The sequence below is a fragment of the Actinomyces sp. 432 genome, from assembly GCF_009930875.1.
Classification (GTDB): Bacteria; Actinomycetota; Actinomycetes; order Actinomycetales; family Actinomycetaceae; genus Actinomyces.
Genome location: NZ_CP025249.1, coordinates 2573660 through 2588098, shown reverse-complemented (window position 1 = coordinate 2588098; position 14439 = coordinate 2573660). Strand labels below are relative to the sequence as shown.

The 14439-nt window shown below is 69.2% G+C and carries 13 protein-coding genes and 1 pseudogene; 8 read left to right on the top strand and 6 right to left on the bottom strand.

Features of this window, described 5'->3' with window-relative positions:
• Nucleotides 1–23: 23 nt before the first annotated feature.
• The 3 genes from CWT12_RS10850 to CWT12_RS14750 are packed head-to-tail and all read right to left on the bottom strand — an operon-like array spanning nucleotide 24 to nucleotide 2088.
• On the bottom strand, nucleotides 24–1079 hold the full coding sequence (locus CWT12_RS10850; RefSeq protein ID WP_161924806.1) for a LacI family DNA-binding transcriptional regulator: 1056 nt from the start codon (nucleotides 1077–1079) through the stop codon (nucleotides 24–26).
• On the bottom strand, nucleotides 1064–1981 hold the full coding sequence (locus tag CWT12_RS10845; RefSeq protein ID WP_161924805.1) for a LacI family DNA-binding transcriptional regulator: 918 nt from the start codon (nucleotides 1979–1981) through the stop codon (nucleotides 1064–1066). Before CWT12_RS10845 ends, CWT12_RS10850 begins: the two co-directional genes overlap by 16 nt.
• A complete protein-coding gene (locus CWT12_RS14750; protein ID WP_442862562.1) occupies nucleotides 1966–2088 on the bottom strand; it encodes a LacI family DNA-binding transcriptional regulator in 123 nt (40 codons plus the stop codon). Before CWT12_RS14750 ends, CWT12_RS10845 begins: the two co-directional genes overlap by 16 nt.
• 260 nt (nucleotides 2089–2348) lie before the next feature.
• Here CWT12_RS14750 and arfA point away from each other — a divergent pair, with 260 nt between their 5' ends.
• From arfA to mmsB, 6 genes are all read left to right on the top strand, one after another.
• On the top strand, nucleotides 2349–3854 hold the full coding sequence (gene arfA / locus CWT12_RS10835; protein ID WP_237564158.1) for an arabinosylfuranosidase ArfA: 1506 nt from the start codon (nucleotides 2349–2351) through the stop codon (nucleotides 3852–3854).
• A gap of 632 nt (nucleotides 3855–4486) precedes the next feature.
• The gene (locus CWT12_RS10830; protein ID WP_161924803.1) at nucleotides 4487–5467 is read left to right on the top strand and encodes an aldose-1-epimerase; all 981 of its coding nucleotides are present in this window, start codon (nucleotides 4487–4489) and stop codon (nucleotides 5465–5467) included.
• A 23-nt stretch (nucleotides 5468–5490) separates the two neighbouring features.
• A complete protein-coding gene (locus tag CWT12_RS10825) occupies nucleotides 5491–6543 on the top strand; it encodes a LacI family DNA-binding transcriptional regulator (protein ID WP_237564157.1) in 1053 nt (350 codons plus the stop codon).
• 250 nt (nucleotides 6544–6793) lie between these two features.
• On the top strand, nucleotides 6794–7957 hold the full coding sequence (gene chvE / locus CWT12_RS10820; protein WP_161924802.1) for a multiple monosaccharide ABC transporter substrate-binding protein: 1164 nt from the start codon (nucleotides 6794–6796) through the stop codon (nucleotides 7955–7957).
• A 63-nt stretch (nucleotides 7958–8020) separates the two neighbouring features.
• Nucleotides 8021–9559, top strand: a complete 1539-nt coding sequence (gene mmsA, locus CWT12_RS10815; RefSeq protein WP_161924801.1) for a multiple monosaccharide ABC transporter ATP-binding protein — start codon at nucleotides 8021–8023, stop codon at nucleotides 9557–9559.
• Nucleotides 9559–10740 (top strand): multiple monosaccharide ABC transporter permease, encoded by a 1182-nt coding sequence (mmsB, locus tag CWT12_RS10810; RefSeq protein ID WP_161924800.1) that lies wholly within the window; start codon nucleotides 9559–9561, stop codon nucleotides 10738–10740. The genes mmsA and mmsB overlap by 1 nt, the downstream gene beginning before the upstream one ends.
• 88 nt (nucleotides 10741–10828) lie before the next feature.
• On the opposite strand, the gene CWT12_RS14575 is transcribed toward mmsB, so the two are convergent.
• From CWT12_RS14575 to CWT12_RS10800, 3 genes and pseudogenes are all read right to left on the bottom strand, one after another.
• Nucleotides 10829–11080 carry a substrate-binding domain-containing protein gene (locus CWT12_RS14575; RefSeq protein ID WP_337247927.1) on the bottom strand — a complete coding sequence of 84 codons (252 nt, stop codon included), beginning with the start codon at nucleotides 11078–11080 and terminating at the stop codon, nucleotides 10829–10831.
• 98 nt (nucleotides 11081–11178) lie between these two features.
• Nucleotides 11179–11847, bottom strand: a pseudogene (locus CWT12_RS10805) (LacI family DNA-binding transcriptional regulator); the annotation flags it as partial.
• Between the two features lie 73 nt (nucleotides 11848–11920).
• Nucleotides 11921–12919 carry an acetylxylan esterase gene (locus tag CWT12_RS10800; protein ID WP_161924799.1) on the bottom strand — a complete coding sequence of 333 codons (999 nt, stop codon included), beginning with the start codon at nucleotides 12917–12919 and terminating at the stop codon, nucleotides 11921–11923.
• A 165-nt stretch (nucleotides 12920–13084) separates the two neighbouring features.
• On the opposite strand from CWT12_RS10800, the gene CWT12_RS14400 reads away from it, so the two are divergent.
• The gene (locus CWT12_RS14400; protein WP_202616204.1) at nucleotides 13085–13873 is read left to right on the top strand and encodes an ABC transporter substrate-binding protein; all 789 of its coding nucleotides are present in this window, start codon (nucleotides 13085–13087) and stop codon (nucleotides 13871–13873) included.
• The gene (locus CWT12_RS14395; RefSeq protein WP_202616203.1) at nucleotides 13762–14406 is read left to right on the top strand and encodes an extracellular solute-binding protein; all 645 of its coding nucleotides are present in this window, start codon (nucleotides 13762–13764) and stop codon (nucleotides 14404–14406) included. The genes CWT12_RS14400 and CWT12_RS14395 overlap by 112 nt, the downstream gene beginning before the upstream one ends.
• Nucleotides 14407–14439 lie beyond the last annotated feature (33 nt).

The window sequence follows — 14439 nt, the reverse complement described above, 5'->3', positions numbered from 1 at the left end:
GCTGATCGATTCGCGGCCTGGGGCTAACCCAGCCGCTCCGGGCCCGCCCCGGCGCCGTCGACCGTGGAACCACGCGCCGAAAGCGCCGGGGTGGTGGTCACCAGCCGCGCCTGCGTAAGGTGGGGTGGGAGCGATTCCTCACGGCGGCCCCCCGCAGGCCCGATACCGAGCAGCGTTAGCGCACCCTCGGCCATGGCCGGCAGGTCCAGGTCCACGCTGGTGAGCGTCGGAGTGGCGAAGGCGGCGGCGTCGGTGTTCCCCCGGCCGACCACAACCACCTCCGCCGGCACCTGCACACCTCGCCGCCTCAGCGCGCTGACGGCGCCCGCCGCAAGGGCGTCGTTGTGACAGACCACGGCATTCACGGGGAGAGCGGCGTGAGCCAGCCGCGCTACCGCCTCGACCCCGCCGAGCATTCCGTCGGGGACACCCACCCGGATTACGGCGTCGTCGTCGACGCGCAGCCCTGACTCCCGCAGGCCCTGCACGCAGGCGCCGGTCCAGTGGTCGGCGGCCTCGGCTACGCCGACCACCGCCGGGCGGAGCCGCCCCAATGCGCGCAGGTGCGCCGCAACCAGCTTCACCTGTGCCTCAGGCGGGCAGGATACGCGCGGCAAGTCCGGCGGGCCGGAATCGGCGATGAGTACCAGGGGCGACTTCGTCTGAGCCACTTCCCCGCACGCTAGTGACGCCGGGTCCACGCCCCGCGGCACGAGTACGGCGGCGTCGGACCGCTTCGCCCACGACCCAGCCAGAATCTCCTGCTCCCGGTCCGCCTCACCCTGGGTGAGCTCCAGGACCACCGACGTGTGAGCGGCTGCCCGCATCAGCCCCTGCGCCAGCGCGGCGTACAACGGCTGCTGCAGGGTGGGTATGGCCAAGGTGATGCGCCCGCGGCGCCCGCTGCGCAGCGCCGAGGCGCTCGGATTGAGCCGGTAGCCCAGCGCCGTGACCGCCTCAAGTACGCGTTGGCGCGTTTCGGGCGAGGCCCCCGGCGCCCCTCGCAGCACATTGGAGACGGTCTTAGCGGACACGCCCGCGCGGCGGGCGACGTCGCTCATGGTCACGCGCGCGGCCACGGTGCCTCACCCCCGACGGTGGAATCACGTGCCAAAAGCACTACGTCCTCAATGACGGTGCGCGCGGGGGCGTCCGGTGCGGCAATGCGCCGCCGCAGCAGTGAGACGGCGTCGGCGGCGTAGGCGCCCAGAGAGGGGGAGACGGTTGTCAGCGACGGGGAGGTGTAGCGCGACAGCTCCAGATTGTCGATACCGGTCACGGCCACGTCCTGCGGTATGCGTATCCCGGACGCCGCGAGTTCGTGCAGTGCGCCGAGCGCGAGTGCGTCGTTGAAGGCGATCACCGCATCGAAGCCGATGCCGCGGTCCAGCAGCACGCGCACCGCGTTGGCGCCGTCGATGGGGCGCCACTCGGAGGAGGTGACCAGCAGCCGTTCTTCCAGTTCGAGCCCGTGCTGTGACAGCGCCGCGCGTAGGGCCGCGGTGCGGGTCAGTGCGGCCGCATGCGTCCACTCGCCCTCGGAGGCCACGCCGAGGGCGGCTATGTGCTTACGCCCCAGGGCCCGCAGATGCGAGACAACCAGGCCGACACCGCAGTCATTGTCCATGGCGACGCGATCGACGACGTCGTGGTGCCTTTCCCCGAGCAGCACCAGCCGATAGCGGGAAGCGGCCTCGGTGACCTCCTCCGGCGCCATTCCCTGCCAGTACATGATGGTGCCGTCGAGATCGGGGTGGTCGGCCAGAAATCTCGCCTCCCACTGACCGCGCTCGCCGGTGACTCCCAGCACCACGGCCAGGTCGTGGCGGCGGGCCTCGGCGGCAATGCGGTCGGCGATCTCGGCGAAGAAGGGCTGGTTCAGTTCCGGCACCGCAAGGCCAATCGTGTTGGAGTGTCCGGTGCGCAGCGAACGGGCGGAGGCGTTCGGGCAGTAGCTGGTACGTGCTACAGCCGCGAGCACGCGCTCGCGCGTGGTGGGGATACCCCCGGCTCGCCGTTGACCACCCGCGAGACAGTCTTCGGCGAGACGCCCGCGAGGGCGGCGACGTCGAGCAGTGTGGCGGCCATGCGCGGCAGCATACAGATACCGCCTCCAACTATGCGGTAGCGCACGTTCAACGATGTCAAGTGCTGCCGTTCGCCTTTGTTTCGTTGGCGGTTCTGAAAAATGCGGTTATGGCGGTGGAACGTGGGTGGGATCTCGTTCTTAGAGGCGCAGTAGCGGAGGTTGACAACGTTGAAGTATCGGGACACGATGGTGGCAACGCAAGCGCCTCCGGCACCGCCCGCCGGAGGCGCGGCCCAACCGACTCAAAGGAGAGATTCCCTTGGCAGCACGCATCTCGGTCGACGCCGACCGCCCTATCGGCCGTATCTCGCCCCGCATGTACGGCTCCTTCGTGGAGCACATGGGGCGCTGCGTCTACACCGGCATCTTCGAGCCCGACCACCCGACCGCCGACGCCAACGGCCTGCGCCAGGACGTCATGGAGCTGGTGCGCGAACTCGGTGTCACCACCGTGCGCTACCCCGGCGGCAACTTCGTGTCCAACTACCGCTGGGAGGACGGTGTCGGCCCCATCCAGGACCGGCCCCGGCGGCTGGAGCTGGCCTGGCACACCACCGAGCCCAACACCTTCGGCACCGACCAGTTCATGACCTGGTGCGACCAGGCCGGCATTGAGCCGATGATGGCCATCAACCTCGGCACCCGCGGGGAGGCCGACGCCGTCAACCTGCTGGACTACGTCAACGGCCAGGCGGACACCCAGTACGCCAACCTGCGCCGCGCCAACGGGCACGAGGACCCTTACAACGTGCGCATGTGGTGCCTGGGCAACGAGATGGACGGCCCCTGGCAGGTGGGCCACAAGAATGCGGCGGACTACGCCTACTTGGCCCTGTCCACGGCCCGCGCCATGCACATGGTGGACCAGGACCTGGAGCTGGTGGCCTGCGGCTCCTCCGGCTGGGAGATGCCCACCTTCGGCGACTGGGAGCGCACCATCCTCGACCTGGCCTACGACGAGGTCGACTACATCAGCCTGCACCGCTACGTCGATCCCGATGCCCAGGACCGGGCCAGCTTCCTCGCCGCCGGCGTGGACCTGGACCGCTTCATTGACGGGGTCATTGCTACCGCCGACGCCGTCGGCGCCAAGCACCGCTCGAGCAAGAAGATCATGGTCAGTGTGGACGAGTGGAACGTCTGGCGCCTGAGAGCCTGGAACTCCGTCGAGCACGGCTTCGCCGCCGACGACTGGCCGGAGGCCGCTCCCCGCATCGAGGACGTCTACACCGGTGCCGACGCCCTGGTGGTCGGCGGCCTGCTCATCTCCCTGCTGCGTCACGCCGACCGGGTCAAGGCCGCCTCGATGGCGCAGCTGGTCAACGTGATCGCCCCGATCATGACCGAGAAGGGCGGACGCGCCTGGCGGCAGACCACCTTCCACCCCTTCGCCATCGCCTCCCGGATCGCCCGCGGCCAGGCCTATGACGCCGTCGTCGCCAGCCCAGTCACCGGCACCGAGCGCTTCGGTGAGGTCGACACCGTCGACGCGGTGGTCACCTGGGAAGAGGAGACCTCCACCGGCTCGCTGCTGGCCCTGAACCGCTCACTGACCGATTCGGTGGACGTCACCGCCGCGCTGGGGGCCCTGGGCGCGAGCCGCGTTACGCAAGCTCAGATCATCGCCCCCGACGACCTCGACGCCGTCAACACCGCCGACGACCCCGACCGCGTCCGCCCCGTCCCCCACGAGGTGACGCTGGCCGACGGCGTGCTCACCACCACGCTGCCGCCCGCCTCCTGGCTGGCGGTCGAGCTCGCCTGAGCTCCTCTGAATGGTCGGCGGCGGGTCGGCCCGACCCGCCGCCGACCCCGCCCGGGCGGTCTGCTACGCCGGTTGGGCGTTAACAACGCCACTTAACGGCCTGCTGTATACCTTGCAGCCCTTCAGCAGGCCGTTAACAGGCGTTGTTAACCCCGAAGTGGCGTTGCAGGCGGGGAAGCCGCGTAGTAGGCGCCGCCGCTTTAGGGCCCGAGATCGCCACCGACACCCCTCAAGGCCGCTCCAGCCACCAACTTTCAACGACGTCATGCGGAAAAGCCGGGGTCAAGACGTACCAATCTTTGTGCCGTAGGCCGAATTGTGGCCCTCGGCGGCGCATCACGTCGGCCGCGTGCATCGCGTAGGAGCCAGCAGGAACCGGACTCCACGCGCGCCACGCCCCTTCAGCCCGGGAGTCGGCAAGGCCGTTGGCTGGGTAGAGGCGTGATTGGGGGGGGCTTCGGTGTGCTCACGGCGCTGCGGCCCGGCTTTCAGGGGCGGGCGGCCGCCATCTGAATACAGGACAGTAAGCGGGCGCCTTGATCCAGCTGGGAGCGTGTGACGGCGTCGGCTAACCTACGGACCACCGGGAAGCAATACGGGGCGGCGGCCCCACGAGAGTTACGGAAGCAACCATGCAATACCCTTCGCTCAACGGAGAGCTCATCGACCTGCGCGCGGGCGACTACGAGGCCCGGATTGCCGCCTCGGGGGCGACCCTGGTCCACCTGCGCCGCCAGGGCCGAGACCTGGTCATCCCCTTCGATGCCGAAACCGCCCTGCCCGGGGCCTGGCAGGGCAAGACCCTCGTCCCCTGGCCCAACCGCATTGCCGACGCCCGCTACACCTACCGCGGCGTGGACTACCTGGTGCCCTGCAACGAGCCGGAGACCGGGGCCGCCCTGCACGGCCTGGTCGGCTGGGCGAACTTCGCCATAACCGAGACGGACACTGACGATGCCGCGGACGGCGGGACGGCCCCTACCGCCGTCACGCTCGCCCTGAGCCTGCCCGCCTCTTACGCCTACCCCTGGAGCCTGGACATCACCGTCCGCTACGCGCTGGACACGCGCACCGGCCTAACCGTCACCACCACCGCCACCAATGCCAGCGCCGCAGTCTCCCAGACCGTCGGCGTGGTCGGCGCCCCAATTGAGGACGGCACCCCGGCGCCCGCCCCCTACGGGGTCTCCTGCCACCCCTACCTGACCCGCTCGGTCCCGCTGGACGAGTGCGTGCTGCAGGTGCCCGCCGAGCGCGTGCTCGACGTCGACGCCCACATGGCGCCCGCAGGGGAGCGGGACGTGACCGGCACCGACTCGGACTGGCGCACCGGGCGCCTGGTGGGGGCCACCGCCACCGACAACGCCTACACCGGCCTGCCCACCGGTGCCTGGCAGGTGCGACTGACCGGCGGCGAGGGGGAGCGCAGCGTGGTCATGAGTGCCGCCGCCCCCTGGGTGCAGGTCTACAGCGGTGAGCACCTGGGGCGCCGGGGCGTGGCCGTCGAGCCCATGACGTGCCCGCCCAACGCCTTCAACACCGGGCAGGACCTGATCACTCTGGCTGTGGGCCAGTCCCACACCTTCACCTGGCGCCTCTGGGAGGAGGACTGAGCCGGGCTGCGGGGGCGCACGCAATGACTGAGCAGCCCTCCCGGCCCGAACCCGCCGCGGCGACGTCCGCGGCGGCCGGGCGACGCCCGGGAATGATGGACGTCGCCCGGCTGGCCGGCGTCTCCCACCAGACCGTCTCCCGGGTTATCAACCGCCCCGAGTCCGTCCGCCCCGCCACCCTGGCGAAGGTCCGGGCCGCCATCGACCAGCTCGGCTACCGGCCCAACATGGCCGCCCGCGCCCTGGTTACCGACTCCACCCGCATGATCGGCGTAGTCACCACCGGCTCCCACTTCCAGGGGCCCGCAGCCACCACCGCCGCCATCGAAGTCGCTGCCCGGCAGGCCGGCTACGCCACCCTCGTCACCGCCCTCCAGCGCGAGGCCGACGACGCGGAGAAGGAGATCCGCGACGTCTTCAACTTCCTGGTCGAGCGGGGGGTGGACGGCATTATCGCCGTCGCCCCGCAGACCTGGATCGCCACCTCCGCCGAACGGGTCGCCCGGGCGGTCCCGCTCGTCGTCGTGGCGGACGGCCTGGCGCCGAGCGAGCGCATCCACGTGGTCTCGGTGGACCAGGAACTGGGTGCACGCATGGCAGTGAGGCACCTGCTGGGACACGGCCGTGAGTCCATCGCCCACCTGGCGGGCCCACAGGACTGGTACGACGCGCAGGCCCGCGCCCGCGGCTGGCGCTCGTGCCTGGAGGACGCCGGCCGGGAGGTGCCGGCAGTGCTGGCGGGGGACTGGAGCGCCGAGCGCGGATATGAGGTCGGCGCCCAGATGGTGGCCCGCGGCCTGCCCGACGCCGTCTTCTGCGCCAACGACCTCATGGCGCTGGGCATGTTGGCGGCACTGCGCGACCAGGGCGTGCGCGTGCCCGAGGACGTTGCGGTGGCGGGCTTCGATGACACGGCGGGGACGGCATTCTTCTCCCCGCCGCTGACCTCGGTGCGCCAGCCCTTCGACGAGCTGGGGGTGCTGTGCATGGAGGTGATCCTGCGCGCCATCAACGGCGAGGCGGGGGCTACTCACTCGATCTCCCCGACTCTGCGGGTGCGGCGCTCCAGCTGCTGAGGCGGGCCGTGGCCGGCCGCCAATGACGCGGTCAGGGCGCCGACGCGGGTGAAGGTTCACGAGGCGAGCGCGCGCGTACCCTCGGCGTGAGTGGCTGATTCTTGTTGTTTAGCAAGCAGATGTGGTTCGGGTGCGGCGGGAGTTGACACGCGGGAAGTGAACGTTCACACTAGAACGAGTGGCCTGCTTGGCTGTTGTGCCGAGGACCGGCGCTCCGGGCCACCGAACGATCTCAAGGAGGAGACCCACCATGTCCCGATCCCGCATCCCTGCTTTCTCCCGTCGTACCGCGCTCGCAGGGGGAGTGGGCACGGCCCTGGCACTGGCGCTGGCCGCATGCGGCGGAGGCGGCGCCGGCGGCGGCTCCGGCAGCGACACCGCGGGCAAGGCGGCCGCGGACATCAAGATCGGCGTCGCCATGCCCACCAAGTCATCCGAGCGCTGGATCAAGGACGGCTCCAACATCAAGGCCCAGCTGGAGGAGCTGGGCTACAACGTGGACCTGCAGTTCGCGGAGGATGACATCCCCACGCAGACCAACCAGATCGACAACATGATCACTCAGGGCGTGAACCTGCTCATCATCGCGCCCATTGACGGCACGGCGCTGTCCGGGCAGCTGGACTCCGCCGGTGAGGCCGGGATTCCGGTCATCTCCTATGACCGGCTCATCCGCGACAACGAGAACGTCAGCTACTACACCAGCTTCGACAACTACGACGTCGGCACCCAGATGGGCACCTCCCTGCTCATCGGCATGGGCATTCTCAATGCCGACGGCGAGGACGCCGGCGTAAAGCCGGACAAGCCCTACAACATCGAGCTGTTCGGCGGCTCCCCGGATGACAACAACTCCCCGTTCTTCTTCAACGGCGCCATGGACGTGATCCAGCCCTATATCGAAAGCGGCGTGATTGCAGTCAAGTCCGGCCAGACGTCCTTCGACACCGTGGCCACCATGCGCTGGGACGCCGCCACCGCGCAGTCCCGCATGGACAACCTGATCACCTCCACCTACTCCGACGGCAGCCGGGTTGACGGCGTGCTATCGCCCCTGGACTCGATGTCAATCGGGATCCTCGGGGCCCTCAAGGGCGCCGGCTACGGCACCGACTCCCAGCCCTATCCCACGGTCACCGGCCAGGACGCCGAGGTAGCGGGAATCAAGTCCATCATGGCGGGGGAGCAGTACTCCACCATCTTCAAGGACACCCGCGAACTGGCCGACGCCGCCGTGCAGATGGCGGTCGCGGTGCTCGGCGGCCAGGAGCCGGAGGTCAATGACACCGAGACCTACGACAACGGCGTGAAAGTCGTCCCCTCCTACCTGCTCAAGTCCGAGATCATCACCCAGGACAACGTCCGCAGCTCGCTGATCGACACCGGCTACATCACCGAGGACGAGCTCAAGTGACCTCCATCGCCTTCAGCGGTCGCGCCGGCTGGAGTGCAACGGCGCGGGGAACGGGGAACCACCATGGCGGCTGACAACATTCTTGAGATGCGCGGCATCACCAAGCGCTTCCCCGGAGTGGTGGCACTGGATGACGTCAACTTCGCGGTCAGGCGCGGCGAGATCCACGCCATCTGCGGGGAGAACGGGGCAGGCAAGTCGACCCTGATGAAGGTGCTGTCCGGCGTGCACCCGCACGGCACCTACGAGGGGCAGATCCTGCTCGACGGCCAGGAAGTCAGCTTCTCCGACATCAAGGCGTCGGAGAGCGCGGGGATCGCGATCATCCACCAGGAACTCACGCTCAGCCCCTTCCTGTCCATCGCCGAGAACATCTTCCTGGGCAATGAGCGCTCCTCCCGCGGCGTCATCGACTGGCACCGCACGAATACCGAGGCGCAGAAGATCATGGCCCGCGTGGGGCTGGCGGAGAACCCGGCCACGCGCATCCAGGACATCGGCGTGGGCAAGCAGCAGCTGGTGGAGATCGCCAAGGCCCTGTCCAAGGACGTGCGCCTGCTCATCCTGGACGAGCCCACCGCCGCCCTCAACGACGACGACTCCGCCCACCTGCTCGACCTCATGCGGCAGCTCAAGGAGCGCGGGATCACCTGCATCATGATCTCCCACAAGCTCGGTGAGATCAGGCAGATCGCCGACTCCACGACGATCATCCGCGACGGGCACACCATCGCCACGCTCGACATGCACCGCGAGGGCGGAGTCGACGAGGACGAGATCATCCGCCTCATGGTGGGCCGCACACTGGACCAGCGATTCCCCGATCACATCCCGCACATTGCCGACGAGGCGCTGCGGCTCGAGGGCTGGACCGTGCACCACCCCGCGGATCCGTCGCGCACCGTTGTCGACGCCGCCGACCTGGTGCTCAGGCACGGTGAGATAGTCGGACTGGCCGGGCTCATGGGCGCCGGGCGCACCGAGCTGGCCATGAGCCTGTTCGGGCGCTCCTGGGGCAGCGACATCAGCGGCAGGGTCCTCAAGGACGGCCGCGAGATCGAGATCAAGGACGTGGCCTCGGCGATCGCCAACGGCATCGCCTACGTCTCGGAGGACCGCAAGCGCTACGGCCTGAACCTCATCGAGTCGATCAGGCGCAACGTGTCCTCGGCATCCCCGCGCCGGTTCTCCCAGCGCGGCGTGCTGGACCTGCACCGGGAGCGAGCCGTCGTCACCGAGCTGTGCGGCCAGATGGCGGTCAAGGCCCCCACCATCGAGTCCGTCGTCGGCGGGCTGTCGGGAGGCAACCAGCAGAAGGTCGTGCTCGCCAAGTGGGTGGCCGCCGAGCCGGACGTACTCATCCTCGATGAGCCCACCCGCGGCATCGACGTCGGCGCCAAGTATGAGATCTACCAGATCATCAACCAGCTCGCGGACGCGGGCAAGGCGGTACTGGTCATCTCCTCGGAGCTGCCCGAGCTCCTGGGCATCTGCGATCGCATCTACGCGTTGTCGGCAGGGCGCGTCACCGCCGACCTGGAGCGCAAAGACGCCACCCAGGAGACCCTCATGCGTTACATGACTCAAATCAAGGAAGCCTAATGTCAAATACACTTTCAGCGCTCGCGGGCGCTCTGCGCACGAACCTGCGGCAGGGCGGCCTGGCCGTGGCCCTGGTGGTAATCATCGCCTTCTTCGCCGTCGCCACTAACGGCCAGATCCTCTCCTCCCAGAACGTCTCCAACATCATCGTGCAGAACGCCTATGTACTGGTCCTGGCGATCGGCATGCTCTTCGCCATCCTGATGGCGGACATCGACCTCTCGGTCGGCTCGGTGGTGGCGCTGACCGGCGCGGTGGCCGGGGTCGTGACCGTCAACCACGGCATGCCCTGGTGGATGGGCGTGGTTGCCGCGCTGCTCACCGGCCTGCTGGTCGGAGTCTGGCAGGGATTCTGGATTGCCTTCGTAGGAATCCCCGCTTTCATCGTCACGCTGGCCGGCATGCTCATCTTCCGCGGCCTGACCATGATCGTGCTGCACAACCTGTCGATCTCCCCGTTCCCCGGCGGATTCCGGGAGATCTCCTCGGGATACCTCAACGGCTTGCTCGGCGGCTACGGATATGACGTATTCACGCTGCTGCTGGTGGCCATCGCGCTCGCCGCGTATGTGTTCTCCGAGGTGCGCAACCGGCGCCGTTCCATCGCCAACGAGGTGCCGGTGACCTCGCGCGGCCTGTGGATCGGCCGCATCGTGGTGGTCTGCATCATCGGTATGGCCTTCGCCTGGAAGATCGCCACCTACAAGGGCACGCCCTACGTGCTGATCATCTTGGCGGCGCTGATCCTGATCTACTCCTTCGTGGCCGGGCGCACTGTCATTGGCCGGCAGATCTACGCGATCGGCGGCAACAAGGAGGCGGCGGCCCTGTCCGGCGTCAAGGTCCCCTGGGTCCGCTTCTGGGTGTTCGTCAACAACGGGGTGCTGTGCGCATTGGCCGGCATCATCTTCACCTCCAGGCTCAATATGGCCGGACCCAAGGCGGGGCAGGGTTTTGAGCTGGATGCCATCGCCGCCTGCTTCATCGGCGGGGCAGCGGTCACCGGCGGCGTGGGCACCGTCGTCGGCGCCATCGTCGGTGGCCTGGTCATGGCCGTGATGAACAACGGCATGTCCCTGCTGGGCGTGGGCATCGACTACCAGCAGGCCATCAAGGGACTGGTGGTGCTCGGCGCCGTCGCCTTCGACCTACTGAACAAGCGCCGTGCCGTGACCGCCTAGGCGGCGCGCCGCAGCGATCGGCCCGAAACGCGGGTGGTGGTGGGGCGACACCGGCTCACCACCGCCCGCGGTGGCAAGCCGGGCCCCGCTACCGGGGCGGCGCCGCGGAGTCTCGGACGACCAGGCGGGTGCTCAGCCGCACGGGCGTGGTGGTCAGCATGGGGCGGCCGTGGTGGTTGTCCACGATCATGCGGACGGCCTCCTGCCCCATGCGGAACAGCGGCTGACGCACCGTCGTGAGCCGCGGCGCTGCCCAGCCGGCCATCTCCGTGTCGTCGAAGCCGACCACGCTGAAGTCCTCCGGGATGCGCAGCCCGGCCTCACGAACCGCCTCGTAGATGCCCAGCGCGGTGGTGTCCGAGGCGGCGAAGACCGCGGTCGGACGCTCCCCTCCGGCAGCGCCAGCAGGCGCCGCCCCTGGCGCAGTCCGGCCTCGTAGGTGTACGGACCGGAGGAGACCAGCTCCGGGCGCGTCGCCAGCGAGTGCATCTGCAAGGCGGACAGGTACCCCTGGTGGCGTTCGCGCGCGGGCACCGAGTCCGCGGGCCCGCCCACCAGGGCGATCCGTTCATGTCCGAGCCCGATCAGGTACTCGGTGGCGTCCACCCCGCCGTTCCAGTTGGTCGCGCCGATGGAGGCGATGCCGCGCTCCTGCTCGCCGGAGGGGTCGATCAGCACCACTGGCAGGCCGATGCGCCTGGCGCTGGCGTGCTGCTCACGGGTGAGCGGGGAGGTCAGCACGATCAGGCCGAGGTAGTCGGTGGCCTTCAGCAGCGTGAACCACTCCGGTTCGAAGGGCACCGGGTACGCGCGCTCGGCCGGCTCGGGCGTGTAGGTGGTGTGCAGGGCGACTCCGGCGTCGAGCGCGGCGGTCGCGGCTCCTTTGAGTACTTCGATGGTGTAGGCGGTGGCGAGGTCGTCGGAGACAATCGCGATCGGCCGGTAGGTGCGGGACGGCGTTGTCTCCGGGCGCACGTAGCCCAGGTCCTCGCTGGCGGCCAGGACGCGCTCACGCGTGGCGGCGGAGACGTCGGCGCGGTTGTTCAGTGCCTTGGAGGCGGCCGACTTGGAAACGCCGGCCGCCGCAGCGACGTCGTCCAGGGTCACTCGCTGCCGAGGTTCCACGTCTTCCTCCCCTCAGGGCCGCTGGAGCCCGCCGTGTATGCGGAGGCTAGCAGCACTACCGGCGGCCCCGGCGCACCGCTGCGAGCCAGGCGACCTGCTCGCGCCACTGGTAGGACTCGCCGCCCTCGTGGCCGTTGAACGGGTAGACCCGGATCTCCGGCCGCGCCGGGTCCGCGCTGCCTGCCCGGCCCCACCGGTTGCGCGCCGCGAAGACGGTCGAAGGCGGGCAGGTGGTGTCCATCAGCCCGGTGGAGAAAAGGGCCGGGCAGGTCGCCCGCGCCCCCAGCACGGCGCAGTCGAAGTAGGCGAGCGTGTGGCGCACCTGCGCTTCCTGGTCACGGTGCACGGCCAGGAAGCCGGCAATATCGGCGTAGGGCGGGTCATCCGTCAGCCCGAGGGCGCGGGGTAGGGCGCACATGAACGGCACGTCCGGCATGGCGGCAATGACGCGGTGGTTCAGGGCGGCCGCGGCGATGGCCAGGCCCCCTCCCTGCGAGACGCCGGTGACAGCGATGCGGGCGGCATCCACCTCCGGCAGGGCCGCGGCGGCCTCAACGGCGTGGTGGGCGTCCACGAACAGCCGCCGGTACAGGTATTCCTCGGGTGACTGCAGTCCGTGGGTGGCGAAGCCGGCCGCGGCCGGGCCCGTGCCGTGCGGGTCGGGAGTTTCGCCTCCAGAGCCCCAGTGCGAGCCCTGCCCGCGGGTGTCCATCACCAGGTGGGCGTAGCCGGCGGCCGCCCACGCCAGGTTGTCCTGTGGCAGGCCGCGGCCCCCGCCCATGCCGAGGAACTCGACGACGGCGGGCAGCGGTACGGACTGGTCGGCCGGGGTGATCAGCCAGGCGCGGATGGGATCCCCGGCGTAACCGCCGAAGGTGACGTCCTGGACCCGGTGGGTGCGCAGCGGCGTCGTCACGGGGGCGGAACTGACGCCGTCGGGGTCGAAGGGGTTGTGTGCGAGCGTGCGCGCCCAGAAGGCGTCGAAGTCTTCCGGCTCGGGCAGTTCGGGGGAGTAGTCCTCCAGCTCGGCCAGCGGCAGGTCGAAGTGGGCCATGGCAGCTCCTTGGGGTGCGTGTGTGGTTGACAGTGGAGGGGTGGTTGGAGGCCGGCGGCGACGGCAGTTGACACGATAATGTGCGCCGCTATACTAAATGTGTCAGACGGATTCGCGAAATATTTCGATCAGCCTGATCGGACGCGGCCGTACCTGGAGGTTTCAATGATGAAGCTCAGCGCACACCGCCCCCAACCGGAACGTTACCGCCGCCGCGTCGCCGCAGTGTTGGCCGGCGTGCTGACCGCCTCGCTGGCGCTGGCCGCATGCGGCGCAGGATCCGGCGCGAGCAGTGACGATAACACCCTCACCCTGTGGCACAACGCCACCACCGGCCCCGGCTCGGAGTACTGGGAGACCATCGCCGCTGACTTCGAGGCCTCCCACGAGGGCGTAACCGTGGAGGTGCAGGCCATCCAGAACGAGGACCTGGACGGCAAGCTCCAGACCGCCCAGAACGCCGGCGAGGGCCCCGACGTCTTCCTCGCGCGCGGTGGCGGCAAGCTCCGCGACATGGTGGAGGCCGGCCTGGTCCTGGACATCTCCGGCATGATCGATCAGTCCGTGGCGGCCGACGTCCCCGAGGGCGCCTTCTCCGCCTACACGGTGGATGACGGCATCTATGCCATGCCCACCTCGCTCCAGCCCGGCGGCATCTACTACTCCCAGGACCTGTTCCAGGCCGCCGGCATCACCGCGGCGCCCACCACCATGGAGGAGCTGTCCGACGCCGTAGCCAAGCTCAAGGAATCCGGCACCTCCCCGATCGCCCTGGGGCCAAGGATGCGTGGCCGGCGGCTCACTGGTACTACTTCTTCGCCCTGCGCGAGTGCAGCCAGGAGGTGCTGGAGTCCTCGCTGTCCGAGCTGGACTTCTCCGACCAGTGCTGGGTGGACGCCGGCGAGGACCTGGCGGACTTCGCCGCCACGGAGCCCTTCAACAGCGGATTCCTGACCACCTCCGCCCAGCAGGGTGCCGGCTCCTCGGCGGGCATGGTGGCCAACCACCAGGCCGCCATGGAGCTCATGGGCACCTGGAACGTCGGCGTCATCGCCTCACTGACCCCGGACGAGGAGCCGCTGCCCGACCTGCGCTGGTTCCCCTTCCCGGCCGTAGAGGGCGGCGCGGGCGACCCCACCGCCATCATGGGCGGCGTTGACGGCTACGCCTGCTCCTCCACCGCCCCGGCGGAGCTGTGCGCCGAGTTCCTCAACTTCTTCATGAGCGAGGAGCGTCAGGAGGCCTACGCCGACGCCTTCGAGACCATCCCCGTAAACGAGAAGGCGCAGGACGTGATCACTCAGGAGGCGCTGCTGCCGCAGGTGGAGGCCAACAATGACGCCGCCTACTCCCAGGTGTGGCTGGACACCTCCCTGGGGCAGAACATCGGCAACGCGCTCAACGTCGCCGTCGTCGACATGCTGGCGGGCAAGGGCGACGCCCAGGGCATCGTCAACGCGATGACCGCGGCCGCCGCCAAGGAATAGTCCGCACCCAACTTCCCAACCAGCAGGCCGCGG

Coding starts and splice junctions, on each gene's coding strand:
- mmsB (WP_161924800.1), top strand. CDS start 9,559: ATGTCAAATACACTTTCAGCGCTCGCGGGCGCTCTGCGCACGAACCTG.
- CWT12_RS10830 (WP_161924803.1), top strand. CDS start 4,487: ATGCAATACCCTTCGCTCAACGGAGAGCTCATCGACCTGCGCGCGGGC.
- CWT12_RS14750 (WP_442862562.1), bottom strand. CDS start 2,088: ATGGCCGCCACACTGCTCGACGTCGCCGCCCTCGCGGGCGTCTCGCCG.
- CWT12_RS10800 (WP_161924799.1), bottom strand. CDS start 12,919: ATGGCCCACTTCGACCTGCCGCTGGCCGAGCTGGAGGACTACTCCCCC.
- mmsA (WP_161924801.1), top strand. CDS start 8,021: ATGGCGGCTGACAACATTCTTGAGATGCGCGGCATCACCAAGCGCTTC.
- CWT12_RS14400 (WP_202616204.1), top strand. CDS start 13,085: ATGATGAAGCTCAGCGCACACCGCCCCCAACCGGAACGTTACCGCCGC.
- CWT12_RS10825 (WP_237564157.1), top strand. CDS start 5,491: ATGACTGAGCAGCCCTCCCGGCCCGAACCCGCCGCGGCGACGTCCGCG.
- chvE (WP_161924802.1), top strand. CDS start 6,794: ATGTCCCGATCCCGCATCCCTGCTTTCTCCCGTCGTACCGCGCTCGCA.